The organism is Azotobacter chroococcum (assembly GCF_002220155.1).
Lineage (GTDB): Bacteria > Pseudomonadota > Gammaproteobacteria > Pseudomonadales > Pseudomonadaceae > Azotobacter > Azotobacter chroococcum.
Genome location: NZ_CP011835.1, coordinates 1356822 through 1382097, shown reverse-complemented (window position 1 = coordinate 1382097; position 25276 = coordinate 1356822). Strand labels below are relative to the sequence as shown.

Below are 25276 nucleotides of genomic sequence, written 5' to 3'. Positions count from 1 at the left end.
GGTCACACCACCATTGGTCGGAGGGGGGTGGCCTCAGCCGAGCCTGCCGCCCGCCTCCTCCTGCCGCGCACCGGCCCGCAGCAGCTCCGCCAGGCGCTGTCCCGCCCGCCCCAGCGGCTTGTCCAGCCGCTGCACCAGCACCGGCGTGAAGCGGTAGCGCGAGCCGCCCCGGTAGCGCACCTCCACCAGCTCGCCGCGCGCCAGCTCGTCGGCCACCAGGTACAGCGGCATCCAGCCGAAGCCCAGGCCCATGTGCAGCGCCTGCTGCTTGGCGGAAAAGCCCGAGAGGTAGTACACCCGGTCGCCGCCGAACATGTGGCGGTCGTCGCCGCGGTCGCTGGAATCCTGCACCGTCAGCTCCACATGCTCGTGCAGCATGGCCAGATCCACCTCGCCGGCGGCGGCCAGCGGATGCCCGGGCGCCGTGCAGAGCACGCATTCGATCTCCGGCAGCGGCTCGGCATGCAGCAGGCGGTCGGGTTCGTAGTCCTTGACGATCATCAGGTCGGCGCGCTCCTTCTCGAAGCGGTACTGCACGCCGAACATGAACTCGATCTTCACCTGCACGCGGGTCGGCACGTGCTCGTCGGCGAGGGTCTTGAGCGCCAGAAACACCGCATCGAGCGGCAGGATGCCGTCGGCCACCAGCAGCAGGCGCGGCTCCCAGCCGTCGATGAACTGGCGGGCCAGCGCCTCGAAGCGGTCGGCCTGCCCGAGCAGGCGGCGGCCCTCGGCGAGCAGCGCCTCGCCGGCCGGGGTCAGGCGCACCCGGTAGCCCTCGCGGTCGAGCAACGCCAGGCCGAGCTGCTCCTCCAGCTTGCGCACCTGGTAGCTGACCGCCGACTGCACCTTGTGCAGGTGCTGGGCGGCGCGGCCGAAGCCGCCGTGGCGCACCACCGCGTCGAGCGCGACCAGGGATTCGAGATCGATGGACACAGGGCAACCCTCCCAGCCAACACCATCTATATTTCAGATCAACAAAGACGGATATTTCCGCTTTTTTAGATATAGATCAATACCTAAAGTCGCAATCGTGCGCTGCCCACTCCCTTTCGGCGGTAGTCCAACATCCAAGGAGATGCGACATGAACGACAAGAATCCCATCGGCCTGCGCGGCATCGAGTTCACCGAATTCACCGGCGAGGCGCTCGAACAGCTCGACGCCCTGTTCTGGGCCTTCGGCTTCTCGAAGAAGCACCGCCACCCGACGCTCGACATCACCTGCTACAACCAGAACGGCATCAACTTCCTGCTGAACGGCGAGCGCAACGGTTTCTCCGGCCACTTCGCCAAGCTGCACGGCCCGTCGATCAGTTCCATGGGCTGGCGCGTCGACGACGCCGAGTTCGCCCGGCAGGAAGCCGTGCGTCGCGGCGCACGCGCAGCCGATCCGAAGGATTGCGACCTGCCCTACCCGGCCATCTACGGCATCGGCGACAGCCTGATCTATTTCATCGATCGTTTCGGCACCAAGGGCTCGATCTACGACACCGACTTCGTCCCGCTCGACCAGCCGAAAATCCAGCCGGACAAGGGCTTCCTGGAGATCGACCACCTGACCAACAACGTGCCGCAGGGCCAGATGGAAAAGTGGGGCGCCTTCTACAAGGAAATCTTCGGTTTCACCGAAGTGCGCTACTTCGACATCAAGGGCGTGAAGACCGGCTTGACCAGCTACGCGCTGCGCTCGCCGGATGGCAGCTTCTGCATCCCGATCAACCAGCCGAAGGACGACAAGGACCAGATCTCCGAGTACCTGACCGAGTACAACGGTCCGGGCGTGCAGCACCTGGCCTTCAGCACCAACGACATCCTCGCCTCGCTGGACGCCATGAAGGGCGGCCCGATCGAGATGCTCGACATCGACGCGAACTACTACGACGACGTGTTCCAGCGCCTGCCCAACGTGCGCGAGGACAAGGCACGCATCCGCGGCCACCAGGTGCTGGTCGACGGCGACGAGGACGGCTACCTGCTGCAGATCTTCACCAAGAACATCATCGGCCCGATCTTCATCGAGATCATCCAGCGCGAGAACAACCTGAGCTTCGGCGAAGGCAACTTCGGCGCCCTGTTCCGCTCGATTGAGAAGGACCAGGAACGCCGCGGCGTAATCTGAACCGTTGACCAAGAGACATTCCATGAGCCTGTTGCAAGGTATCCATCACGCAGCCTATCGCTGCCGCGACGCAAAGCAGACCATCGAGTTCTACCGTGAAGCGCTCGGCATGGATCTGATGCTGGCGATTTCCGAGGACCGGGTGCCCTCGACCAAGGAGCCCGATCCCTACATGCACATCTTCCTCGACGCAGGCGCCGGCAACGTGCTGGCCTTCTTCGAGATCCCCAACTCGCCGCCGATGGGCCGCGACGAGAACACCCCGGCCTGGGTCCAGCACATCGCCTTCCGGGTGGCCGACATGGACACCCTGCTGGCGACCAGGGAGCGGCTGAAGTCGCTGGGCATCGAGGTGCTCGGGCCGACCAACCATGAAATGTTCCAGTCGATCTACTTCGTCGACCCGAACGGCCACCGCATCGAGCTGGCGGCCGATATACCGTGGAACCCGGCGTGCTGGAGAAACTGCACGGACTGGCCGGCCCGATGGTCGAGGAATGGAGCCGCACCCGCAGCACCGTCCGCCATGCCGCCTTCCTGCACGAGAAGGAATTCTCCGCCGGACACTGACTGGCAGGCCCGCGCCGCAACCACTTGACTTGTCGAATGCCGGTGGCTTCCCAGCGCCGGCCTTTGCCAGGGCCAGGCTCCGCGAGCGGCGCGCCCTTGCGTCCCCCGACACCGAGCGCGGCGCTCGCCGGCCGGGCCCACAGGAAAAACAGGAAGACCACATGAACAACGCTCCGCTGCTCGATGCCACCCACGACCCGGCGCTGCAAAGCTGGGTCGCCTCGGCCAATGACGCCGCGACCGACTTCCCGATCCAGAACCTGCCCTACGGCCGCTTCCGCCGCGCCGGCAGCGACGAGCCCTGGCGGATCGGCGTAGCCATCGGCGACCAGATTCTCGACCTCGCCCGCGCGGCGGCTGCCGGCGGCTGGAGCGGCGAGGTACAGGCCGCGCTCGCGCCGCTAGCCGCGGGCGACCTCAACGCCTTCATGGCGCAAGGCCCCGCGCTGCGCCGCCGTGTGCGCGCCGCGCTGTCGGCGGCGCTGAGCGCCGGCAGCCCGCGCCAGGCCGACCTCGCCGGCGCCCTGCTGCCCCAGGCCGCTGCCGAATACGACCTGCCCTGCCGGATCGGCGACTACACCGACTTCTACACCGGCATCCATCACGCGACCACGGTCGGCAGCCTGTTCCGCCCGGACAACCCGCTGCTGCCCAACTACAAGTGGATACCGATCGGCTACCACGGCCGCAGCTCGTCGATCGGCGTCTCCGGCCAGAGCTTTCGCCGCCCGTGCGGCCAGGTGAAGGCGCCCGACGCCGAGCGTCCCGAGTTCGTGCCCTGCCGCCGCCTCGACTACGAGCTGGAGCTGGGCCTGCTGGTCGGCAGCGCCAACGCCCTCGGCGAGCCGGTGCCGATGGATGCGGCCGAGGACCACCTGTTCGGCGCCGTGCTGCTCAACGACTGGTCGGCGCGCGACATCCAGGCCTGGGAATATCAGCCGCTCGGCCCATTCCTGGCCAAGAACTTCGCCAGCACCATTTCCCCCTGGGTGGTGACCCTGGACGCCCTGGCGCCCTTCCGCGCGCCCTTCCTGCGCCCCGCCGGCGATCCGCAGCCGCTGCCCTACCTCGACAGCGCCTTCAACCGCGACTCCGGCGCCCTCGACCTGCGCTTCGAGGTGCTGCTGCAGACCGCGGCCATGCGCGAACGCGGCGAGGCGCCGCACAAGCTCATGGAGAGCAACTTCCGCGACGCCTACTGGACCATGGCGCAGATGCTCGCCCACCACACCGCGGGCGGTTGCAACCTGCAGCCGGGCGACCTGCTCGGCAGCGGCACGCAATCGGGACCGGCGCCCGGCGAGGGCGGTTCGCTGCTGGAGCTGACCCTCGGCGGCAAGCAGCCGATCACCTTGCCGGGCGGCGAGACCCGCGCCTTCCTGGCGGACGGCGACACGGTGATCCTGCGCGGCCACTGCGAGCGCGAGGGCGCCCGGCGCATCGGCTTCGGCGACTGCGCCGGCAGCGTGCTGCCGGCCCGCGAGGTGCGCGCATGATCCGCCTCTACAGCGCCGCCCGCTCCTCGGCCTCGTTCCGCGTGCGCATCGCGCTCAACCTCAAGGGCCTGGACTACGAGTACGTGGCGGTCGACCTGCGCGGCGGCGAGCAGCTAGGCGAGGCCTTCCGCGCCGTCAACCCGGCCGCCCTGGTGCCGGTGCTGGAGATCGACGGCCAGCGCCTGGTGCAGTCGCTGGCCATCCTCGAGTACCTGGAGGAAACCCGCCCCGAGCCGCCCCTGCTGCCCCGCGAGCCGGCGGCGCGGGCACGGGTGCGGGCCGCCGCCCTGGCCGTCGCCTGCGACATCCACCCGCTCAACAACCTGCGCGTGCTCGGCTACCTCGGCCGCGAACTGGCAGCCGACGAGGCGGCCCGCAACGCCTGGTACCGTCACTGGGTGGTCGACGGCCTGGCCCAGCTCGAGGCGCAGGTGCGCGCCGGCGGCGCCCACGGCCGCTTCATCGAGGGCGACCGGCCGGGCCTGGCCGACCTCTGCCTGGTGCCGCAGATCTTCAACGCCCGGCGCTTCGACGCCCGGCTCGACCATGTACCGCTGCTGATGGGCATCTTCGACGAATGCATGGCCCTGCCCGCCTTCGCCGCTGCCCAGTGGGAGCGGCAGCCGGACTTCGCCTGATGAACACCACCGCCTGACAACAAGAGCGAGGAAAGTCGCCATGCACACACCCGCACCCTCGGACCTGAACTACCAGACAGGCTTCGGCAACACCTTCAGCAGCGAGGCCCTGCCGGGCGCCCTGCCGATCGGGCAGAACTCGCCGCAGCGCCTTCCCTACGACCTGTACGCCGAGCAGCTCTCCGGCACCGCCTTCACCGTGCCGCGCAGCGAAGTACGGCGCACCTGGCTGTACCGCATCCGCCCCTCGGCCAGCCATCCGGAATTCCGACGCCTGGGTGCGCAGATCAACGGCATCGAGCAGGGGCCGGTCACTCCCAACCGGCTGCGCTGGTCGCCTTTCGAGGTGCCGGCGGAACACACCGACTTTCTCGACGGCCTGATCTGCCTGGCGGCCACCGCCCCGGCGGAGCAGGCCAGCGGGGTGAGCGTCTACGTCTACCGCGCCAACGCCTCGATGGAATCGGTGTTCTTCGACAGCGACGGCGAACTCCTGATCGTCCCCGAGTCCGGGCGCCTGGGCATCGACACCGAGCTGGGGCGGCTGGAGATCGGCCCGCTGCAGATCGCCGTGGTGCCGCGCGGGATGCGCTTTCGCGTCGAGCTGCTCGACGCCACGGCGCGCGGCTACCTCTGCGAGAACCACGGCTGCCCGCTGCGCCTGCCCGAACTGGGACCGATCGGCAGCAACGGCCTGGCCAACCCCCGCGACTTCCTCGCCCCGCTCGCCCGCTACGAGGATCGCGGCGGGCCGGTGCGGCTGGTGCAGAAGTTCCTCGGCGAGCTGTGGGCCTGCGAGCTGGACCACTCGCCGCTGGACGTGGTCGCCTGGCACGGCAACCACGTGCCCTACAGCTACGACCTGCGCCGCTTCAACACCCTCGGCACGGTCAGCTTCGACCATCCGGACCCGTCGATCTTCACCGTGCTGACCTCGCCCGGCGGCGTGCCCGGCCAGGCCAACGTCGACTTCGTGATCTTCCCGCCGCGCTGGATGGTCGCCGAGCACACCTTCCGCCCGCCGTGGTTCCACCGCAACCTGATGAACGAATTCATGGGCCTGATCCAAGGCGTCTACGACGCCAAGGCCGGGGGCTTTTTGCCCGGCGGCGCCTCGCTGCACAACCGCATGAGCGCCCACGGCCCCGACGCGGCGACCACCCGCCAGGCGATCGCCGCCGACCTCAAGCCGCAGAAGATCGAGAACACCCTGGCCTTCATGTTCGAAACCGGCCAGGTCCTGCGCCCGAGCCGCCTCGCCCTCGACTGCCGGGAGCGGCAGACCGACTACGACGGCTGCTGGTCGGGCCTGGCCAGGACCTTCGATCCACAGCGCAAATAGGCCTCGACGCGGGCGGCGAGCGCCACGGCGCCCGGCTGTCCGCTCTCGGAACGACCTGCACCCCGAGACTGAAGCGATGAACAAGACCGGCCCTCAACCCGCAGCCACCGTGCAGCCCGCCGGGTGGATAGCGGCACAGCCTTATCCACCCATGCCCCGCACGGCGATCCGCTGCGGCGACGCCGAGGTGGTGATCGCCGGCGGCATGGAGAACATGAGCCTGGCGCCCTACGTGTTGCCCAAGGCGCGCACCGGCCTGCGCATGGGCCACGCGCAGCTGGTCGACAGCATGATCGAGGACGGCCTGTGGGATGCCTTCCACGACTACCACATGGGCATCACCGCGGAGAACCTGGTGGACAAGTACGCCATCAGCCGCGCGGAACAGGACGCCTTCGCCGCCGCCTCCCAGCAGAAGGCCTGCGCCGCCCTCGAAGCGGGCCGCTTCAAGGACGAGATCACCCCCGTCTCGATTCCCCAGCGCAAGGGCGAGCCGCTGAGCTTCGCCAGCGACGAGCAGCCGCGCGCCGGCACCAGCGCCGAGTCGCTGGGCACGCTCAAGCCGGCGTTCAGGAAGGACGGCAGCGTCACCGCCGGCAACGCCTCGACCCTCAACGACGGCGCCGCCGCGGTGCTGCTGATGAGCACCGGGAAGGCCAAGGCCCTCGGCCTGCCGGTGCTGGCGCGCATCGCCGCCTGGGCCAACGCCAGCGTCGACCCGGCGATCATGGGCATCGGCCCGGTCTCGGCCAGCCGCCGCTGCCTGGAGAAGGCCGGCTGGACGCTGGAGCAGCTCGACCTGATCGAGGCCAACGAGGCCTTCGCCGCCCAGGCGCTGGCGGTGGGTCGGGAACTGGGCTGGGATGCCGGCAAGGTCAACGTCAACGGCGGCGCCATCGCCCTCGGCCACCCGATCGGCGCCTCCGGCTGCCGCATCCTGGTCAGCCTGCTGCACGAGATGCTCCGCCGCGATGCGAAAAAGGGCCTGGCCACCCTGTGCATCGGCGGCGGCCAGGGCGTGGCGCTGGCCATCGAGCGCTGAGGGCCGATCGCCTCTGCGTGAAAGCGTAGGGGCATCGCTCACCAGGAGAGCTACCTATGTCCGATGCCCAGCAAGAGCGCCACAGCCTGCTGGAGGATGCCCAGGCCATCCTCTTCGGCACGGTGATGATCGCCTTCGCCCTCAACCTGTTCGCCCACAGCCAGCTGCTGGCCGGCGGCGCCGCCGGCCTGGCGCTCATCGGCCACTACCTGAGCGGCCTGTCGGTGGGCACCTGCTTCTTCGTCATCAACCTGCCGTTCTACTACCTCGGCTATCGCCAGCTGGGGCTGGCCTTCATCCTCCGCACGATCGCGGCCATCGCCTGCCTGTCGCTGCTCAGCGACCTGACGCCCCGGCTGGCCGGCTTCAACCGGCTGGACCCGCTGTTCGCCTCTTTCCTCGGCGACTGCCTGATCGGCGTCGGCTTCATCATCTTCCGGCATGGCTCCAGCCTGGGCGGCATCAACATCCTGGTCCTCTACCTGCAGAAGAAACACGGCATCAGCGCCGGCAAGGTGCAGCTGGCCATCGACTCCGGCATTCTGCTGGCAGCCTGTTTTCTGATCCCCTGGAGCGCGGTGCTCTACTCGCTGCTGGACGCCTTCCTGGTCAATTTCCTGATGATCTTCAATTTCAAGTCCTCGCGGTACAACGGCTTCAGCTGAAGGCGGCGTCGCACGCACAACGGATATTTGGACCTATCATGCCGGCTGGAATGCCAGAGCCTGCAGTAGTGCGCCATGAATACCTCCCGCATCCGTTGCATAGCCGTCCTGCTCTGCGGACTGCTACTTGCCCCTCTCGGCCATACCGAACCCCAGCAGTTCGCCATGGTCGCCAAGCGGGTGGACCACCGCTTCTTCATCCTCGCCGGCGAAGGCTGCGCCGAGGCCGCGCGGGCCGAGGGCGACACCTGCCTGCTGCTCGGCTCCTCGGGGCCGGCCCATTTCCGCCTGCAGAACCGGGAGCTGGAGCAGGCGCTCGAGCGGAACCTGGACGGCATCGCCCTGTCGGTCATCCATTCGCAGTGGCTGGCCGAGCACGCCCTGCAGCGACTGGGCAAGACCCCGCTGATCACCTTCGACTCGGACCTGGGCCCCGGCGACCGGCATCTGCGCCAAGGGTATGTCGGGCTCGACAACCTGGCCTTCGGCCGGCAGCTCGGCCAGCTCGCCCAGCATTTCCGGCCGCACGGCGGCAGGCTGTGCGTCCTGAGCGCCACTTCGCTGGACACCAACCTCCAGGAGCGCCTCCGGGGCCTTCGCCAGCAGCTGCGTGGCAGCGAGGGCGGCGACGCGGAAGATGCCGGGCACCTGGAAGGGGAGAATGGCTGGCAGGAACTGAAGCGCTGCCCGCTGTACAACGCCGACAACCAGCAGAGCGTGTTGCTCCAGCTCACCAGCCTGCTGAACACCAGCCCGGTCGACATCATCGTCAGCCTCGGCAGCTGGCCCATCCACCAGCCCGACGAGTTCCGCCGCCAGCTCGCCCCACTGCTCGCCGGGCTGGACGCCAGGGGCGCGCGCCCGTCCATCGTCATCGCCACCCCCGAGCCCGACGCGGCGCAGCTCGCCCTGCTCGAGGACGGTCTGGTACAGGCCTACCTGAGCATGGAAAGCCGCGACATCGGTCGCCAGAGCTACTGGATGATGAAGCGTCTGGCGCAGGGCATTGCCGTCCCCGAGAAGGTCCTCGTCGACAGCCATGTCTATCTGCCCCAGGCGCTGCCGCACAGCATCACGGAACAAGAACAATAGGAAGCGTCCAGAGCACAACGCCATGCGCAACGTCGAGCATGCCGGATCGAACCAATCCGGCGGCGGCCGGTCCCTCCCAGGGTTGGCCGGGAAACATCCGCTTTCTTCCCACCGCCTTTCCGTCGCAGCCCTGCTCTGCGGACTGGCGCTCGCCCCTCTCGCCGCCGCCGAGCCCCTGCGGTTCGCCCTGCTCGCCAAGCGAGTCGACCATCCCTTTTTCATCGTGGCCCTCGAAGGCTGCGCCGAGGCCGCCCGGGTCCAGGGCGATACCTGCCTGTTGCTCGGCCCCGCGGGGTCGCGCCATTTCCGTCGGCAGAACGAAGCCCTCGAGCAGGCACTCGAGCGGAGCTTCGATGGCATCGCCCTGTCGGTCACCCATTCGCAGTGGCTGGCCGGGCACGCCCTGCAGCGGCTGGGCCAGACACCGCTGATCACCTTCGACTCGGACCTGGGCCCCGGCGAACGGCACCTGCGTCGCGGCTATGTCGGGCTCGACAACCTGGCCTTCGGTCGACAGCTCGGCCGGCTGTGCATCCTCAGCGCCAGTCCGCAGGACACCAACCTCCGGGAACGCCTGCAGGGCATCCGCCAGCAACTCCGCGGCCTGGAACCCGCCGAAGCCGAACGACTGGACGGAGAGAATGGCTGGAGCGAATTGAAACGCTGCCCGCTGTACGGCAGCGGCGATCAGCAGAGCGCGCTGTTCCAGCTCACCACCCTGCTGAACTCCGGCCAGGCCGACACCCTCGTCGGCCTCGGCAGCTGGCCGGTACACCGGGCCGGCGAGTTCCACCGGCAGCTCGGCCCGCTGCTCGCCGGGCTGGACGCCAGGGGCGCGCGCCCGGTCATCATCCTCCCCACCATCGAGCTCGACGGCGCGCAGCGCGCCCTGCTCGACGAGGGCCTGGTCCAGGCCTATCTGAGCATGGAAACCCGCGAGATCGGCCGGCAGAGCTACTGGATGATAAAACGCCTGGCGCAGGGCCTCGATGCTCCGGAAAGGGTTCTCGTCAAGACCCATGTCCATCTGCCCGAAGCGCCGCCGCACAGCGCCGCGCCGCCCTGAGGCAAGGCGTCATCGGCCCGGCCCCGGAGCGGCGACGAACACCTGCCTCCAGTACCGGAGACCCGTTCTCCCGAACAGGCGAAGCCAGTACGGGCGCAGATCGCCCCCAGCGGCCCCGGCGGCAACCGGACGGCGTTTGCCAGGCAGCGGAGAAGCGTCTGGCCAGCCTCCGTCCATCAGGAGACAGAGGGGGACGAAGGGCATGGAGGCGGCCGCTGCCTGGCTCAACGCTGCGACTCCAGGCCGCCCGCCCATGGCCGGCCTCCCGTAAAGGATGATGTCCCTGGCGGGACGAAGAAGGTATCGGGACACATATGCGCAGCGCATGGCAAACCTCCCGGCTTTGTCCAGCCAATTCCTGCCCGCGCCGGAAAGGCTCCCGGGTGCCCTCCAGGCGCCCGGGATACACCGCCCCGGCCCTGGGGGCTTTCACTGAGCGTTGATCATGCTCTCCGGCAATACCAGGGCGATCTGCGGAAACAGCAGGACGAGGAGCATCCCCAGGGTCATCAGCACGACGAAGGGCAGCGAGCCGCGGATGATCTCGCCCATCGAGGCATTGGGCACGACACCCTTGATGGTGAACAGATTCATCCCCAGCGGCGGGGTGATCATCCGAGCGCTGCATGAAGGCATTCAGCGTGGCGTAGGCAGACAGGCCGAGGTGCTCGTAGTCGAGCGTCTCGGCGAAGGCGATGCTGGTCCGTCTGGCCAGCGGATGCTTGTCGTTGACCAGCACGGCCAGGTGGTCCTGGCGGTAGGGAATGAACTCCAGATCGCCGCTGGCCATGGATTTGCGGCAGATGCCGAGATCGGCATTGCCCTCGGCCACGCCGCGCACCACGTCCGGGCTGAAACGCTCCTCGATGTCCACCTGGATATGTTCGTTGGCGAGCAGGAACTCGGAGATCTCCTCGGGCAGGAACTCCATGATCGAGGACACGTTGGCGAGGATGCGCACATGCCCGCGCGCCCCTTCCGCGTACTCGCTCAGCTCGCCCTGCAGGCGTTCCATGTCGCGCATCAGCTGCCGGGCATGACGCAGCAGGGCCTGCCCGGCCGGGGTCGGCACCACGCCGCGCTTGCTGCGCACCAGCAGCGGGGTCTTGAAGGTCGCCTCGATGTCGGCGATGCGCTTGCTCAGCGCCGAGGGCGCGATGAACTCGCGCTCGCTGGCGCGGGCGATCGCGCCCTCCTCGCAGACCGCCACGAACAGCCGCAATGAAACCGGATCGACACTCCACATGGACTTGCGTCCTCCGTACGACAGTCATCGGGCCGTCACTGTGCCATACGGGTGCCCTCCCAGGCCCGTGCCCGGGAAAGGGACGGGCTCAGCTCGCCGGCCGCAGGACCTCGAGCAGCGGCCGCAGCGAATAGCCCAGCTGCGGCGCCAGGGCCTCGGCGCGCGCCAGCAGGCCGTCGCGGTCGAGGGACTGGTCGAGGTCGGCGGGCACCAGCAGGATCACGTTGCCCTCCTTCACCGGGCACTCCCAGTAGTGGCGGTGGTAGAGCCCGCGCAGCAATGCGGCGCCGAGGGGCTTGCCGTCGTCGCTGGCCCACTGGTTGATGACCAGCCAGCCGCCCGGGTTGAGGCGCTTCTGGCAGTCGCCCAGGAAGTTCCACGCCAGATGGGCCACGTTCGGCCCGGTGTCCGTGTACAGGTCGACGAAGATCAGGTCAGCGCTTTCCGCGCTGGACAGCAGCTCCAGGGCGTCGCCGATGCGGATGGTCAGCCGCGGGTCGTCGGCCAGCCCCAGGTACTCCATGGCCAGGCGCGGCACCTCCGGGCGCAGCTCGATGACCTCGACGTCCTCCAGCGGCAGGAAGGCGAGGCAGGCCTGGGTCAGGTTGCCGCCGCCCAGGCCGAGAAACAGCGCGCTCTCCGGCGCGGCGTGGCAGAGCGCGCCGATCAGCATGGCGCGGGTGTAGTCGTATTCCAGCCAGCTCGGATCGGCGGTGAACACGCAGCTCTGCTCCACCGCCTCGCCGAATTCGAGAAAGCGGTAGTCGCCGACCTCCAGCACGCGGATCAGGCCGAATTCGTCACGCACCTCGGCGAGCAGGCGCTCCTCTTTTTCCATTGTCATCCCCCTGCGATGAGCCGGCTATGTTACCAGCCGGCGCGGGCGGCGATCGGTTAACATGCACGGTCATGCCAAAACCAGCCGATCCGAGCAGCCGATGAAGCAGAACTGGAGTCCCGCCAGCTGGAGGGCCAAGCCCATCCAGCAGCAACCCGAATACCCCGATGCCGCCCACCTCGCCCAGGTCGAGGAAACCCTGGCCGGCTATCCGCCGCTGGTCTTCGCCGGCGAGGCGCGCGAGCTGCGCCGGCTGTTCGGCGAGGTCAGCCAGGGACGCGCCTTCCTGCTGCAGGGCGGCGATTGCGCGGAGAGCTTCGCCGAGTTCTCGGCGACCAAGATCCGCGACACCTTCAAGGTGCTGCTGCAGATGGCGATCGCCATGACCTTCGCCGCCGGCTGCCCGGTGGTGAAGGTCGGACGCATGGCCGGCCAGTTCGCCAAGCCGCGCTCGGCGGGCAGCGAGACGGTGGACGGCGTCACCCTGCCTGCCTACCGCGGCGACATCGTCAACGGCATCGACTTCGACGCGAAAAGCCGGGTGCCGGACCCGCAGCGCCTGCTGCAGGCCTATCACCAGTCCACCGCCACCCTCAACCTGCTGCGCGCCTTCGCCCAGGGCGGCTTCGCCGACCTGCACCAGGTCCACCAGTGGAACCTCGACTTCATCGCCGACGCGGCGCTGTCGGAGAAGTACAGCCAGCTGGCCGACCGCATTGACGAGACCCTCGCCTTCATCCGCGCCTGCGGCCTGGAGAACGCGCCGCAGCTGCACGAGACCAGCTTCTTCACCGCCCACGAAGCGCTGCTGTTGAACTACGAGCAGGCCCTGACCCGCCAGGACAGCCTGACCGGCGAGTGGTACGACTGCTCGGCGCACATGCTGTGGATCGGCGACCGCACCCGCCAGCCGGATGGCGCCCATGTGGAGTTCCTGCGCGGGGTCGGCAACCCGATCGGGGTCAAGGTCGGGCCGACCACCGACCCCGAGGGGCTGCTCCGGCTGATCGACCTCCTCAACCCGGACAACGATCCGGGCCGCCTCAACCTGATCGCGCGGATGGGCGCGGACAGGGTGGAAGAGCATCTGCCGGCGCTGATCCGCGCGGTGCAGCGCGAAGGCCGCCAGGTACTCTGGAGTTCCGACCCGATGCACGGCAACACCATCAAGGCCGGCAGCTACAAGACCCGCGCGTTCGAGAGCATCCTGCGCGAGGTGCGGCAGTTCTTCGCCGTGCACCAGGCCGAGGGCAGCCATGCCGGCGGCATCCATATCGAGATGACCGGGCAGAACGTCACCGAATGCATCGGCGGCAGCCGCGCGGTCACCGCCGACAGCCTTTCCGATCGCTACCACACCCAGTGCGACCCGCGGATGAACGCCGACCAGTCGCTGGAGCTGGCCTTCCTCATCGCCGAGACCCTGAAGCAGGTGCGCCGCTGAGGTGCAGCGGGGGCATCCCTGATGCCCCTGCGGGCGGCCTGCCCGGCGGCAGGCCGCGAACGGCGGGGACCGCTCATCGGCGGCAATGAACTTGCATGGGCTCTCCGGCCATCGAAAGTGGCCTAGCCTTCAGAAACTGGAGCAGTCCGAACAACAACAATGCCGAACCATCGGCCCTGATATCTGAGGGGGGTTGGAAAAATCTCGTTCCCGAGGTGATCGACATGAAACTCTCGTATCTGGTGTTGCCCTTCTGCTGCGCGGCCTCCCTCGCCCAGGCCGCCGAACCGCCCGTCCAGCAGTACCACTATGGCCTGCCCCTGGACATCGCCAAGGTCATTTCCATCGACGCTCCGTACGATCCCTACGTCTGCGAGATCATCGACGCCAGGATGACCTACCTGGACTCGGCCGGCGAAACCAGGGTCGTCACCTATCGCAAGCTGTCCGCCGGCTGCCTCCTGAAGACCTGATGCGCAGCCCCTGCCCCCACAGGGACGCGGGGTGCAGGAATCACGGAAACGCCGTCGTACCGGCTGCACTATTTGAGCAACAGAAGCAGCGCGCAGCACGACATGAGGCCGCAGAACAGCAGACCCAATGCCCGCTCCGGCAGCGCATGGGCCATCCGCACGCCCCAGCCGACACCGAACAGGCCGCCGATCGCCAGGGAAATGCCCAGCAGCCAGTCGACCCGCCCGTGCAGGGCATAGGTGACCAGGCTGACCAGCGTGCTGGGCGCCGCCAGCGCCAGCGAGAGGCCCTGGGCGACGACCTGGCTGGTACCGAACAGGGTGATCAGCAGCGGCGTCGCCACCAGCGCTCCGCCCACGCCGAACAGCCCGCCCAGGGTGCCCGAACCTATGCCCAGCGGCACCAGCCAGGGCCAGGAGCGGCGCAGCTCGCCGCCAGGCGCACTGCGCAGGAACAGACGCAGGCCGCTCCACAGCGCCAGCGCCAGGAGAAAGCCGCCGAAGGCCAGGCGCATGTGCTCGGCGTCCAGCAGGTTCGCCGCCTGGGCGCCGAGCCAGGCGGCGCAGAAGCCGGTGCCGGCCATCACCAGCGCATGGCGCGGATCGATACGGTTGTGCTGGTGGTAGCGGCGCAGCGCCAGCAGCACGTTGGGCACCACCATGACCAGGGCCGACCCCTGGGCCAGATGCTGGTCGAGACCGAACAGCAGGCCGAGCACCGGAATGGCGATCAGCCCGCCGCCGATGCCGAACAGCCCCCCCAGGCAACCCAGCACGAGCCCCAGGCCGATATCGAGGAAAAACTGCAGCAGACTCATCGCACCTCCGGGAAAAGGCACATGCTAGACAGACATGGCTAGCCGGGAAACGCAAAGCAGCGCAAAATGGCTTTGCATGATTCGCACAGCAGGCACCCATGAATCCCGATGCCCTCAGCGGCCAGCTGGAACTGTTTCTCGAGGTGCTGGAGTGCGGCAGCTTCTCCGCCGCGGCCCGGCGCCGGCAGCTGACGCCCTCGGCGGTGGCGCGGCGCATCGACGGTCTGGAGCAGGCGCTCGGCAGCCTGCTGTTCCAGCGCAGCACCCATGAGGTGCGCGCCACCCCCGCCGGCCTGGCCTTCGCCGAACGCGCCCGGCGCATCCTCGACGAGCTGCGCTTGGCGCGGGCCGAGGTGGTCTCCCTGGACAGCGCCCCGGAGGGGCTGATCCGCGTCGACGCCCCGGCGCCCTTCGGCCGTCGCCGGCTGGCCCCGGTCATCGCCGAATTCCTCGTCGCCTATCCGCGGCTGGACGTGCAGTTGCGCCTGATCGACAGCTTCGTCGATCTGCAGGGCGAGCATCTGGGTCAGGTCGACCTGGTCCTGCGCATCGGTCCGCTGACCGACAGCCGCCTGGTCGCCACGCCGCTGGCGCCGATGCGGCGCATCGCCTGCGCCAGTCCTGACTACCTGCAGCGCCGCGGCACCCCCGGCGATCCGCGCGAGCTGCCGGAGCACGACGGCCTCGACTGGGACGCCCTGGCTCCGCCGCATGCCTGGCGCTTCACCATCGACGGCCAGGTCCGCACCATCCGCCCCGGCCGCCGGCGGATGACCGCCAACAACGCGGAAACCCTGTTGTTCGGCGCCCTCGCCGGACTCGGCATCGCCCACCTGCCGACCTGGCTGATCAGCGAACACCTGCTGCGCGGCGAACTGCTGCCGCTGTTCTGCGAGAACGGCCTGCCGCCGCCCGAGTCCAGCGGCGTCTATGCCCTGCGCCAGCACCCGGCCGGCGCCTCGCGCATGCGCCTGCTGCTGGAATTTCTGAAGAACCGCTTCGGTCCGGTGCCGCCCTGGGACCTGGCCCTGCTCAACAGCCTGAGCCGCTCCTGATTCGCCAGCCGCTGGGCCGGTTGCATTTTGCCCACGAAAGGCTTGCGCGCTAAATTAGTTGACCATTACCGGGAGATCGCCATGTCCGCCGACGAAACCTGCCAGGAGCTGCTGCTCGACAACCAGCTGTGCTTCGCCCTCTACTCCACCTCGCTGCTGATGACCAAGGTCTACAAGCCGCTGCTGCAGGAGCTTGGCCTGACCTACCCGCAATACCTGGCCATGCTGGTGCTCTGGGAGCGTGACGGCATCACCGTCGGCGAGATCAGCGCGCGCCTGCTCAGCGATCCCGGCTCGCTCACCCCCCTGCTCAAGCGCCTGGAGGCCGAAGGGCTGCTGAACCGCACCCGCAGCAGCAAGGACGAGCGCGTGGTGGAACTCCATCTCAGCGAACGCGGCCGGGCCCTGCACGACAGGGCCAGGAAGATTCCCGCCTGCATCGTCGCCGCCAGCGAGCAAACACCCGCCTCGCTCGCCGCTCTCAAGGAAGAACTGGTCAGCCTGCGCAACAGTCTGCAAAAGGCCCTCTGACCGGCTTATTCCAGATCGTCCTGATCGTTATCTCGAAATTTTCCAAAAATTAACTTGCGCACAAGATAAATACGCTCTAACTTTCATCTCATGCACTTAGTTAGTGCGCAAAATTTTATCGAGCAAATAGACTGGAGATACCGCCATGCAACGCATCCAAGCCCTCTACACCGCCACCGCAACCGCTACCGGCGGCCGTGACGGCCGTGCCGTCTCCTCGGACGGCGTCCTCGACGTGAAGCTGACCACCCCGCGGGAACTGGGCGGCCAGGGTGGCGAGGCCACCAACCCGGAGCAGCTCTTCGCGGCCGGCTACTCGGCCTGCTTCATCGGCGCGTTGAAGTTCGTCGCCAGCCAGAGCCAGCGGCAGATTCCCGCCGACGCCTCGATCACCGGCAAGGTCGGCATCGGCCAGATCCCCGGCGGCTTCGGCCTGGAAGTGGAACTCGACATCCACCTGCCGGGCCTGGAGCGCGCCGTGGCCGAGGAGCTGGTCGCCGCCGCCCACCAGGTCTGCCCCTACTCCAACGCCACCCGCGGCAACATCGAGGTGCGCCTGAACGTCGCCGTCTGAGCCTGCGGCAGGCGGATGCCGGAAACGAAAAAGCCCGGCGCAGGGCCGGGCTTTTGGGGTGCAGCGGGGAGATCAGGCCTTGACGCGGGACTTGTACTCGCCGGTGCGGGTGTCGATCTCGATGAAGTCGCCGATTTCGCAGAAGGCGGAAACCTGCAGCTCGGCACCGTTGTTCAGACGGGCGGTCTTCATCACCTTGCCCGAGGTGTCGCCGCGCACGGCCGGCTCGGTGTAGGAGATCTGGCGCACGATGGTGGTCGGCAGTTCGACGGAGATCACCTTCTCGCCGTAGAACACGGCTTCGCAGACGTCGGTCATGCCGTCTTCGATGAAGGCCATGACGCCTTCCAGGTCGGCCTTCTCGATCTCGTACTGGTTGAACTCGCCGTCCATGAACACGTACAGCGGGTCGGCGAAGTAGGAGTAGGTCACTTCCTTGCGATCCAGGATGATCGGCTCGAGCTTGTCATCCGCGCGGTACACGGTTTCGGTGCCGGCGCCGGTGAGCAGGTTCTTCAGCTTCATCTTGACCACGGCGGCGTTGCGGCCGGACTTGTTGAACTCGGCCTTCTGGATGACCCAGGGCGAGCCGTTGATGTTGGCGACCTGGCCAGCACGGAATTCTTGAGCGGTTTTCATGCGGTGTATCCGTTTGGATGAATAACGAAAAGCAGGCCGCGTATCATAGCCAATCTGTATAAAATTGCACCAGTGCCGCGGCCAGATCAGGCCTCGCGGCCTGCCGCGCGCACCAGCGCTCGGCATGGCCGCACAGTTCCGGCCACTCGTCCTGCAGCGCCGTCCAGGCCGCGCCCATCTCCTCGCCGGCGTTCCAGGCTCGCCACAGCGCCTGCAGGGCGTCCGCGCCACTCGGCGACAAGCCCTCGAGGTACAGGGCGAGGAAGGCCTCCAGCTTGTCCCAGTGCGCCCCCTCCGCCTGCGGGTAGATCTGCCAGAGCAGCGGCCGCCCGGCCCACTGGGCGCGCAGGAAGGAGTCCTCGCCGCGCACCGCGTTGAAGTCGCAGCACCAGAGCAGGCGGTCGTAATCGTCCTGGCGGACGAAGGGCAGCACCTGGATGCGCAGCGCGCCGCGCCGCTGCCCGTCGCCGGCGGCCAGCGCCGGCACCTCCAGCCAGCGCTGCAGATCGCCGAGGATGCGCCCCTCCGGCACCAGCAGCAGCGTGGGGCTGGTGTGCTGTGCCAGAGCGTCCAGCCAGCCCGGCAAGGCCGCATTCTCATAGGCAAACAGCGAGACCAGCCGCTCGCCGGGGCGTGCCTGCACGCCGAGCGACTGGAGAAACGCCGCGCGCACCGCGGCATCGGCCTGGAAGGCCCGGCGCCGCTCGATCAGGTCATGCTCGCGGAGCAGCCCGCCGGTATTTTCGGCAAAGCCGGGAAAGAAGAAGAACTTCTGCAGGCCTTCCGGTTGCAGGGACGGCAGGCCGTGGCAGCCGCAGACCCAGTCCTCGGCGCTGAGGTATTCCAGGTTCAGCCACAGCACCCGGCGCCCGCAGTTCGCCATGGCCACGACGTGCGCCTCGGGCAGCTGGCAGGCGAAGGCCTCGATGACCACGTCGGCGGGTTCGACCGGCTGCCAGTCCGCCGGCCAGCGGCATATCTCCACCCCCGCCTGCCACTGCCGGGAGGCACTGGCGTCCACCTCGGGACAGAGGCGCACCAGCGCCGCCGGATCGTCGATCCACAGCCTGACCCGCAGGCCGTGCTCGGCCGCCAGCTGGCGGGCCAGACGCCAGGTCACGCCGGCGTCGCCGTAGTTGTCGACGACGCTGCAGAAGATCTCCCAGGAGGCCTGCATGTCCGCTCCTCTCTCCGGAACACAAGGGGGAACGGATTATGCCAGTGGGCCGAGGGGGATGGGTCAAGCGGAGGGCCGCACCGGGGCGGCCGGCGCGAAGGGGGAACAGCAGTGGGCGAGCGGGAAGTGGCGTAACCAGGCCGTCAGGCGGCCTCGCTCCTGCCGAAGAAGCGTTTCATCGAGCGCGACAGCCAGCCGCCGGAGCTGCGGTCACTGGCCAGGCTCTGCATCTGTGCGCGGACCGCACCGACATAGCTGGCGTCCTCTTCCTTGATGTGGCTGAACAGCCAGCGCGACAGCAGTTCCTGCAACTCCTCGGCGACGTCCTCGCCGGCCGCGTAGCGCCCGCGGTAGTCGGACACCCGCTTGATGAAGAGGTCATGGATGCGCTTGTGGGCACGGCTGAACTGGTAGCCGGCGTCCTCCATCAGCGACTCCTCGAAGGCGAAATGCGACACCGTGTAGTCGACCAGCGCCTCGATCACCACCCCGACCGCCGCCCGGTCCTGACCCTGGGTTTCGTGCAGCTGGTTGATCATCTCGACGATTTGCCGGTGCTGCGCGTCGATCACCTCGATGCCGGTGTTCAGATCGTTGCGCCAGGTCAGATAAGCCACTTCGGTACTCCCCATCTCGAGCGGCATGGATGCCGATGGCGCGCAGGGTAGAGGGAGGCAATCATGATGGCGTTGAGCCAGATCAATCCCCGACAAACCGCCGCGGCGGGCATCACGGGCGTCCGTACAGCTCCGAAGCCCCCCTGAAGAACACCAGCGCCAGCGCCAGATGGGCACCCAGCAGGGGCAGCACGGCCTGCGCCGCGAGCACCAGGGAGGCCAGCATGAGTCCGCCGGCGATCGCCAGCCAGCCCATGCCGCGCAAGGCCTTGAAGGCCCCCGGTGCGGCGAGCAGACGCACGCCGAGCCAGACCAGCAGACCGCCATAGCCGATCAGCGCGGCGGCATACAGCCAGGCCTGCCAGGCCGCGAGCGGAGCGGGCTCGAAGAGCAGTGCGGCGGCCTCCAGCAGCAACCCCAGTGCGACACTCAGCCACACCGGCCAGCCCAGGCCGCGGGCGGCGAAACGCGCCTCGGCGAAGCTCTTCAGGCGCAGCAGCAGGTAATTGCCGAGCAGCACCAGGATCAGGCCGAGCCAGTTGGCATACGCAGCCACCCCGCGCACCCGGGTGAGGCCGCTGAAGGACAGCAGCACGATCACCAGGGTGCCGAGCACCGTGGCCAGGGCGAGCCAGCCGAGCACCCGCAGCTGGGCGGACGACCAGCCGGGCATCGGCGGCGCCCCGGCGCATCCAGCAGGGCTCCCCGGGGCGGCGCATAGGGGTTATCGTCGCGCAGGCCGGCCGGATCATCGCGCACGGGCCGACTCCTCCGCCGCCAGGGCGGATGCCCGGCCCAGGCGGTATCCACAATCCCCGCCCCCCACCGACAACCCGGCCTTGCAAGGAGCCTCGATAGTGACCGCAGCCCCGAGGGCAGCCCTTCGCCCGCTGGCCGATTCGTCCCCCTCGGCGATCGTCGCCGGTTTCGTCGCCATGCTCACCGCCTATACCAGTTCCCTGGTGCTGATGTTCCAGGCCGGCCAGGCCGCCGGCCTGAGCGGCGCGCAGATCGCCTCGTGGATCTGGGCGCTGTCGATCGGCATGGCGGTCTGCACCATCGGCCTGTCGCTGCGCTATCGTGCGCCCATCGTGGTCGCCTGGTCGACACCCGGCGCGGCCCTGCTGGTCGGCAGCCTGCCCGGCGTCGGCTACGCCGAGGCGATCGGCGCCTACCTGCTGTGCGCCGCGCTGCTCACCGCGGTCGGCCTGAGCGGCGGCTGCGAACGCCTGATGCGCCGCCTGCCCGCCCCGCTCGCCGCCGCCCTGCTCGCCGGCATCCTGTTCGACATCGGCAGCGAGATCTTCCTCGCCGCCGAGCGGCGCCCCTGCTGGTCGGTGCGATGTTCTTCGGCTACCTGCTGGCCAAGCGCCTGAACCCGCGCTATGCGGTCCTCGCCGCGCTGCTGATCGGCAGCCTGCTCGCCGCCCTGCTCGGCCTGCTGGATTTTCGCGGCGTCGCGATCGAGCCGGCGCTGCCGCTGTGGACCACGCCGGGCTTCTCCCTGCAGGCCATGGTGAGCATCGGCATTCCGCTGTTCGTGGTGGCCATGGCCTCGCAGAACATCCCCGGCCTCGTGGTGCTGCGCGCCGACGGCTACCAGGTGCCGGCCTCGCCGCTGATCGCCACGACCGGCCTCGCCTCGCTGCTGCTGGCGCCCTTCGGCGCCCACGGCCTCAATCTGGCCGCCATCAGCGCGGCGATCTGCACCGGCCGCGCCGCCCACGAGGACCCGCAGCGGCGCTACACCGCGGCGCTCTGGTGCGGACTGTTCTACGCCGTCGCCGGCACCTTCGCCGCCACCCTCGCCGCGCTGTTCGCCGCCCTGCCGGGCGAGCTGGTGCTGTCGATCGCCGCCCTGGCGCTGTTCGGCTCGATCGGCGGCGGCCTGAGCAGCGCCATGGCCGGGCCCCGCGAACGCGAGGCGGCGCTGGTCACCTTCATGATCAGCGCCTCGGGGATGACCCTGCTGTCGATCGGCGCGGCCTTCTGGGGCCTGCTCGGCGGCGTGCTGACACTGGCGATCCTCGAATGGCGCAGGCCGGCCTGAACGCCGTCAGCGCAGCTCGGCGACCAGCGACGCCAGCGCCTGGGCCGGGTCGGCGGCCTGGCTGATCGGCCGGCCGATCACCAGGTAGTCGGAGCCGGCCTCCAGCGCCTGGCGCGGGGTGAGGATGCGCCGCTGGTCGTCCTGGGCGCTGCCGGCCGGGCGGATGCCCGGGGTCACCAGTTTCAGCCGCGGCTGGGCGGCCTTCAGCGCCGGCGCCTCCTGGGCCGAGCAGACCAGCCCGTCCAGCCCGGCCTGCTCGGCCAGCGCGGCCAGGCGCAGGACCTGCTGCTGCGGCTCGACATCCAGGCCGATCCCGGCCAGGTCCTCGCGCTCCATGCTGGTCAGCACGGTCACGCCGATCAGCAGCGGCCGGCGGCCAGCGATGCCGTCCAAGGTCTCGCGGCAGGCGCGCATCATGCGCAGGCCGCCGGAGCAGTGCACGTTGACCATCCACACGCCCAGCTCAGCAGCGGCCCTCACCGCCATCGCCGTGGTGTTCGGGATGTCGTGGAATTTCAGGTCGAGGAACACCTCGAAACCCTGCGCCTGGAGGGTCTCGACGATCTCCGGGCCGCAGCGGGTGAACAGCTCCTTGCCGACCTTCACCCGGCACTGCGCGGGGTCCAGCCGGGCGGCGAGGTCCAGGGCGGCCTCGCGGCTGGGGAAGTCGAGGGCGACGATGATCGGGGTCGGGCAGGACATGGTGCGGGCTCCAGGCAAATCGCTATGGCGGGCATTGTAGCGGACGCCCTAGGCCAAATGCTCCAGGGCGAAGGCCAGCATGAAGCCGGCCAGGGTGATCAGCCCGGTCAGCGCGTGGGTGGCCTTGAAGGCCTCGGGAATCAGGGTGTCCACCAGCATGCAGAGCACCGCGCCGGCGGAGAAGCCCAGGGCGAAGGCCAGCCAGCCCGGCGAGAGGCCCGCCAGCAGGGCCGGGGCGAGCATCGCGGCGAGGCCCGACAGGGCGACGATGGCGCCCCACAGGGCGAACACCTGGCGCCCGCTGCGCCCCTCGGCGCGCAGGCTGGCCGCGCTGGCCAGCCCTTCCGGCAGGTTGGCGAGCAGCACGGCGACCAGCAGCACCAGGCTCGGCCGGCCGTCGCCGAGCAGCCCGAGCCCCAGCGCCAGAGATTCGGGAATGCCGTCGAGAAAGGCCCCGGCAGCGATCAGCAGGCCGACCAGCGAACCCTCGCCGGCGTTCCTGGCGCGATGCTGCGCCTCCAGGCGGTCGAGTCCCTCGTTGGCCAGGACGAAGGCCACGCCGCCGGCCAGCAGACCGGCCAGGGTCGGCCAGAGTCCGCCGAGCCGTTCGGCCTGGGGCAATTGCTCGAAGCACAGGGCGGCGATCAGCACGCCGCTGCCGAAGGCCATCACCGCGGCGACGAACCTGTCCGACAGCCGTGCCCCGAAGCCCAGCCAGGCGCCGAGCAACAATGTGCTCGCCGCCAGCCAGCCCCAGAGTCCCGCCTGCAGTATCAGCGATTCCGGCATGCCTTCCCCTCCCTTGGCGGGGCAAGGCTACCCATTTCCCCCAGCGGGCCGCCAGCGCCCTCGTCAGGCGCTCAGGCGCTGGCGCAGGCGACCCAGCAGCCCCAGCAGGCTGCCGACCTTCTCCCGCTCGCGGGCCTCCTTCGGCGCCTCGGCCAGGCGCGCCGGCGCGGCCGAAGGCTGCGCCCGCCACTGGGCCACCTGCTCGGCGGCGGCCTGCAGGCCCTTGTCGAACAGCCCGCGGCGGACCGGCTTGGGCAGGTAGCGGAAGATCTGCGCCTCGTTGATCAGCCTGAGCAGCGCCTGGGTGTCGCAGAACGGCGTGACCACCAGGCTGAGCAGCCGCGGATGGGCCTGGGCCAGGCTCTTGAGCAGCGGTGCGGTGTCCTCGCCGGCCAGCCTGAGATCGCTGACCAGCAGGTCGACCGGCTCGGCGTTCAACTGCGCCAGCGCCTCGTCGAGGCTGTATGCGCGCAGCAGGCGGTGGCCGCCGGCCGCGCAGAACGCCTCGACGCAGGCCAGGGTATCGGCCGCCTCGTCGAGCAGCAGCACGTTGAGCGCGGCGGCCGGGCAAGGCGGCGCCGGCCGGCTGGCGAGCTGGCCCTGGCGCGCGGCGATCTCCGCGGCCTGGCGCAGGGTCGCGGCCATTTCCTGCGGGTCCCAGGGCTTGGTCAGGTAGCGGAAGATGCCGCCGCCGTTCAGCGCCTCGATCGCCGCGTCCAGGTCCGAATAGCCGGTGAGCAGGATGCGCAGGGTCTGCGGGGCGATCTCCCGTGCCCGGGTGAGCAGTTCCGCGCCGTTCATCTTCGGCATGCGCTGGTCGCAGACGACGATGTGCACCGGCTCGTCCTGCAGGCGCTGCAGGGCGCGCTGCGGGTCGCTCTCGGTGAGCACCTCGTAGTGCCGGCGGAACTGCATGGCGAGGCTGCGCAGGATGCGCTCCTCGTCGTCGATGAAGAGAATGCGGATGGGCGGCGTCATGTCAGGCGCTCCGTTGCAGGCTGGCGGCTTGGGTGAGGGGCAGGCGGATCAGGAAGCGCGTGCCCCGTCCGACTTCGGAGGCGACCTGGATGCTGCCGCCATGGTCCTGGATGATCTTGAAGCTGATCGACAGGCCGAGACCGGTGCCCTGGCCGACCGGCTTGGTGGTGTAGAAGGGATCGAAGATGCGCTTGAGGACCTCCGGCGGCATGCCGCAGCCGTCGTCCTGCACCGACAGGCACAGCGCATCCGGCTCGGCCCAGGTCTTGACCAGGATGCGGCCGAAGCGCTCCATCGCCTGGGCGGCGTTGTTGAACAGGTTGAGCAGCACCTGGTTGATCTGCGAGGGCGCGCAGGCGATGCGCGGCAGCTCGCCGAGCCGGGTCAGCACCTCGACCTTGTCCTTGATGCCGTTGCGGGCGATGACCAGGGTGCTGCGCACGCAGTCGTTGAGATCGACCTCCTCGCTCATGGCGCGGTCCAGGCGGGCGAAGTCCTTCAGGCCGACCACCAGCTCGCCGATCTGCCCGAGGCCGTAGCGGGTGTCGGCGAAGAGCTGCTCGAGGTCGCCGGCGAGCAGCTCCGGAGCGGCCAGATCGCGGGCCCGGCTGGCGTTCTCCAAGGCGCGGGCCAGGGCCTCCTCGTCGCTGTCGGCGGCGCTCAGGCAGTCGCCCAGCGCGGCCTGCGCCTCGGCCAGTTCGAACAGCGGCGCGATCAGCTCGCGCAGCAGCTCCACATTGTTCTTCACATAGCCCAGCGGGGTGTTCAGCTCGTGGGCGACGCCGGCGACCATCTGGCCGAGCGAGGCCATCTTCTCCGCCTGCACCAGCTGGGTCTGCGACTCGCGCAGCTCGGTCAGCGCCCGGCGCAGCACGCGGTTGCGCTGGGCTACGCGGACCTCCATGGCCTTCAGCAGGTCGAGCACCGTGCCCAGGCCCTGGTAGCGGCCCGCCCCGTCGACCAGCACGAAGTCCTCGGTGATCGGATACTGCAGCTGGCCGGTGATCTGCCGGGCGGCCTCCTCCAGGCTGGTCTCCAGGCTGACGATCAGGGGCTCCGGGTTCATCACGTCGACGACCGGGCGGCGTCCCCAGAGATCGCGGCCGAAACGCTGCATGAAGATGTCCTGCAGCCTGTAACGGCTGACCAGCCCGAGCGGCCGGCCAGCGTCGTCGACCACCGGCAGGGAAAGAAAGGCCTTGTGCTCGGCCGTGAGCAGGCGGTCTGCCACATCGCTTATGCTCATGGTGGCGGGCAGCGCCACGACGGGCCTGAGCAGAGGGGCAAGGGCACTGGAGGACATCGGAACTCTCC

At 69.0% G+C, this 25276-nt stretch carries 24 protein-coding genes and 3 pseudogenes; 15 read left to right on the top strand and 12 right to left on the bottom strand.

Going from position 1 to position 25276, the window contains the following annotated elements; all coding sequences use genetic code 11:
• Positions 1-33: 33 nt before the first annotated feature.
• Positions 34-936 carry a LysR family transcriptional regulator gene (locus ACG10_RS06445; RefSeq protein ID WP_089167587.1) on the bottom strand — a complete coding sequence of 301 codons (903 nt, stop codon included), beginning with the start codon at positions 934-936 and terminating at the stop codon, positions 34-36.
• A gap of 149 nt (positions 937-1085) precedes the next feature.
• Here ACG10_RS06445 and hppD point away from each other — a divergent pair, with 149 nt between their 5' ends.
• The 9 genes and pseudogenes from hppD to ACG10_RS06400 all read left to right on the top strand — a co-directional run bounded on the left by hppD (position 1086) and on the right by ACG10_RS06400 (position 10031).
• Entirely contained in the window at positions 1086-2120 is a 1035-nt protein-coding gene (hppD, locus tag ACG10_RS06440) for a 4-hydroxyphenylpyruvate dioxygenase (RefSeq protein WP_089167586.1), read from the top strand.
• 22 nt (positions 2121-2142) lie between these two features.
• Positions 2143-2718 (top strand): VOC family protein, encoded by a 576-nt coding sequence (locus ACG10_RS06435; protein ID WP_232487195.1) that lies wholly within the window; start codon positions 2143-2145, stop codon positions 2716-2718.
• Positions 2719-2851: 133 nt separating this feature from the next.
• Positions 2852-4186 (top strand): fumarylacetoacetase, encoded by a 1335-nt coding sequence (gene fahA, locus ACG10_RS06430; RefSeq protein ID WP_089167585.1) that lies wholly within the window; start codon positions 2852-2854, stop codon positions 4184-4186.
• Positions 4183-4824, top strand: a complete 642-nt coding sequence (gene maiA / locus ACG10_RS06425) for a maleylacetoacetate isomerase (RefSeq protein ID WP_089167584.1) — start codon at positions 4183-4185, stop codon at positions 4822-4824. The genes fahA and maiA overlap by 4 nt, the downstream gene beginning before the upstream one ends.
• Positions 4825-4864: 40 nt before the next feature.
• Entirely contained in the window at positions 4865-6166 is a 1302-nt protein-coding gene (gene hmgA / locus ACG10_RS06420; protein ID WP_198319025.1) for a homogentisate 1,2-dioxygenase, read from the top strand.
• Between the two features lie 163 nt (positions 6167-6329).
• Positions 6330-7208: pseudogene (locus ACG10_RS06415) on the top strand (acetyl-CoA C-acyltransferase); the annotation flags it as partial.
• Positions 7209-7264: 56 nt separating this feature from the next.
• The gene (locus ACG10_RS06410; protein ID WP_089167582.1) at positions 7265-7873 is read left to right on the top strand and encodes a YitT family protein; all 609 of its coding nucleotides are present in this window, start codon (positions 7265-7267) and stop codon (positions 7871-7873) included.
• A 75-nt stretch (positions 7874-7948) separates the two neighbouring features.
• Positions 7949-8965 (top strand): substrate-binding domain-containing protein, encoded by a 1017-nt coding sequence (locus tag ACG10_RS06405; protein WP_089167581.1) that lies wholly within the window; start codon positions 7949-7951, stop codon positions 8963-8965.
• 22 nt (positions 8966-8987) lie between these two features.
• Positions 8988-10031 carry a substrate-binding domain-containing protein gene (locus ACG10_RS06400; RefSeq protein ID WP_089167580.1) on the top strand — a complete coding sequence of 348 codons (1044 nt, stop codon included), beginning with the start codon at positions 8988-8990 and terminating at the stop codon, positions 10029-10031.
• A gap of 616 nt (positions 10032-10647) precedes the next feature.
• Here the strand turns inward: ACG10_RS06400 and ACG10_RS24870 are convergent.
• A pseudogene (locus ACG10_RS24870) lies at positions 10648-11277 on the bottom strand (LysR family transcriptional regulator); the annotation flags it as partial.
• 88 nt (positions 11278-11365) lie between these two features.
• Positions 11366-12121 (bottom strand): spermidine synthase, encoded by a 756-nt coding sequence (locus ACG10_RS06390; RefSeq protein ID WP_089167578.1) that lies wholly within the window; start codon positions 12119-12121, stop codon positions 11366-11368.
• Positions 12122-12215: 94 nt separating this feature from the next.
• On the opposite strand from ACG10_RS06390, the gene ACG10_RS06385 reads away from it, so the two are divergent.
• Together ACG10_RS06385 and ACG10_RS06380 are read left to right on the top strand one after the other, a co-directional pair.
• Positions 12216-13559, top strand: a complete 1344-nt coding sequence (locus ACG10_RS06385; RefSeq protein WP_089167577.1) for a class II 3-deoxy-7-phosphoheptulonate synthase — start codon at positions 12216-12218, stop codon at positions 13557-13559.
• A 224-nt stretch (positions 13560-13783) separates the two neighbouring features.
• Complete coding sequence (locus ACG10_RS06380; protein ID WP_232487194.1) at positions 13784-14032, top strand: DUF2790 domain-containing protein; 249 nt, start codon at positions 13784-13786, stop codon at positions 14030-14032.
• A gap of 68 nt (positions 14033-14100) precedes the next feature.
• On the opposite strand, the gene ACG10_RS06375 is transcribed toward ACG10_RS06380, so the two are convergent.
• Positions 14101-14850, bottom strand: coding sequence for a sulfite exporter TauE/SafE family protein (locus ACG10_RS06375; protein ID WP_089167576.1), 750 nt, complete (start codon positions 14848-14850; stop codon positions 14101-14103).
• Between the two features lie 98 nt (positions 14851-14948).
• On the opposite strand from ACG10_RS06375, the gene ACG10_RS06370 reads away from it, so the two are divergent.
• The 3 genes from ACG10_RS06370 to ACG10_RS06360 all read left to right on the top strand — a co-directional run bounded on the left by ACG10_RS06370 (position 14949) and on the right by ACG10_RS06360 (position 17010).
• On the top strand, positions 14949-15905 hold the full coding sequence (locus ACG10_RS06370) for a LysR family transcriptional regulator (RefSeq protein ID WP_039805293.1): 957 nt from the start codon (positions 14949-14951) through the stop codon (positions 15903-15905).
• Positions 15906-15986: 81 nt separating this feature from the next.
• Complete coding sequence (locus tag ACG10_RS06365) at positions 15987-16436, top strand: MarR family winged helix-turn-helix transcriptional regulator (protein WP_169531190.1); 450 nt, start codon at positions 15987-15989, stop codon at positions 16434-16436.
• Positions 16437-16581: 145 nt separating this feature from the next.
• Positions 16582-17010, top strand: coding sequence for an organic hydroperoxide resistance protein (locus tag ACG10_RS06360; RefSeq protein ID WP_089167575.1), 429 nt, complete (start codon positions 16582-16584; stop codon positions 17008-17010).
• A 72-nt stretch (positions 17011-17082) separates the two neighbouring features.
• On the opposite strand, the gene efp is transcribed toward ACG10_RS06360, so the two are convergent.
• From efp to ACG10_RS06340, 4 genes are all read right to left on the bottom strand, one after another.
• Positions 17083-17649, bottom strand: a complete 567-nt coding sequence (efp, locus tag ACG10_RS06355; RefSeq protein ID WP_039805301.1) for an elongation factor P — start codon at positions 17647-17649, stop codon at positions 17083-17085.
• A 43-nt stretch (positions 17650-17692) separates the two neighbouring features.
• Positions 17693-18826, bottom strand: a complete 1134-nt coding sequence (gene earP / locus ACG10_RS06350; RefSeq protein WP_089167574.1) for an elongation factor P maturation arginine rhamnosyltransferase EarP — start codon at positions 18824-18826, stop codon at positions 17693-17695.
• Between the two features lie 143 nt (positions 18827-18969).
• On the bottom strand, positions 18970-19443 hold the full coding sequence (locus ACG10_RS06345) for a bacteriohemerythrin (protein WP_039808003.1): 474 nt from the start codon (positions 19441-19443) through the stop codon (positions 18970-18972).
• 112 nt (positions 19444-19555) lie between these two features.
• Positions 19556-20116, bottom strand: coding sequence for a hypothetical protein (locus ACG10_RS06340; protein ID WP_089167573.1), 561 nt, complete (start codon positions 20114-20116; stop codon positions 19556-19558).
• Positions 20117-20300: 184 nt separating this feature from the next.
• On the opposite strand from ACG10_RS06340, the pseudogene ACG10_RS06335 reads away from it, so the two are divergent.
• A pseudogene (locus ACG10_RS06335) lies at positions 20301-21493 on the top strand (benzoate/H(+) symporter BenE family transporter).
• 6 nt (positions 21494-21499) lie between these two features.
• On the opposite strand, the gene pyrF reads toward ACG10_RS06335, so the two are convergent.
• From pyrF to ACG10_RS06315, 4 genes are all read right to left on the bottom strand, one after another.
• Positions 21500-22195: an orotidine-5'-phosphate decarboxylase gene (pyrF, locus tag ACG10_RS06330; RefSeq protein WP_089167572.1), complete on the bottom strand. Its 696-nt coding sequence runs from the start codon at positions 22193-22195 to the stop codon at positions 21500-21502.
• Positions 22196-22243: 48 nt separating this feature from the next.
• Positions 22244-22984, bottom strand: coding sequence for a ZIP family metal transporter (locus ACG10_RS06325; RefSeq protein ID WP_089167571.1), 741 nt, complete (start codon positions 22982-22984; stop codon positions 22244-22246).
• Between the two features lie 63 nt (positions 22985-23047).
• Positions 23048-23962: a response regulator gene (locus ACG10_RS06320; protein WP_089167570.1), complete on the bottom strand. Its 915-nt coding sequence runs from the start codon at positions 23960-23962 to the stop codon at positions 23048-23050.
• A 1-nt stretch (position 23963) separates the two neighbouring features.
• The gene (locus tag ACG10_RS06315) at positions 23964-25265 is read right to left on the bottom strand and encodes a sensor histidine kinase (protein WP_089167569.1); all 1302 of its coding nucleotides are present in this window, start codon (positions 25263-25265) and stop codon (positions 23964-23966) included.
• Between the last annotated feature and the right edge of the window lie 11 nt (positions 25266-25276).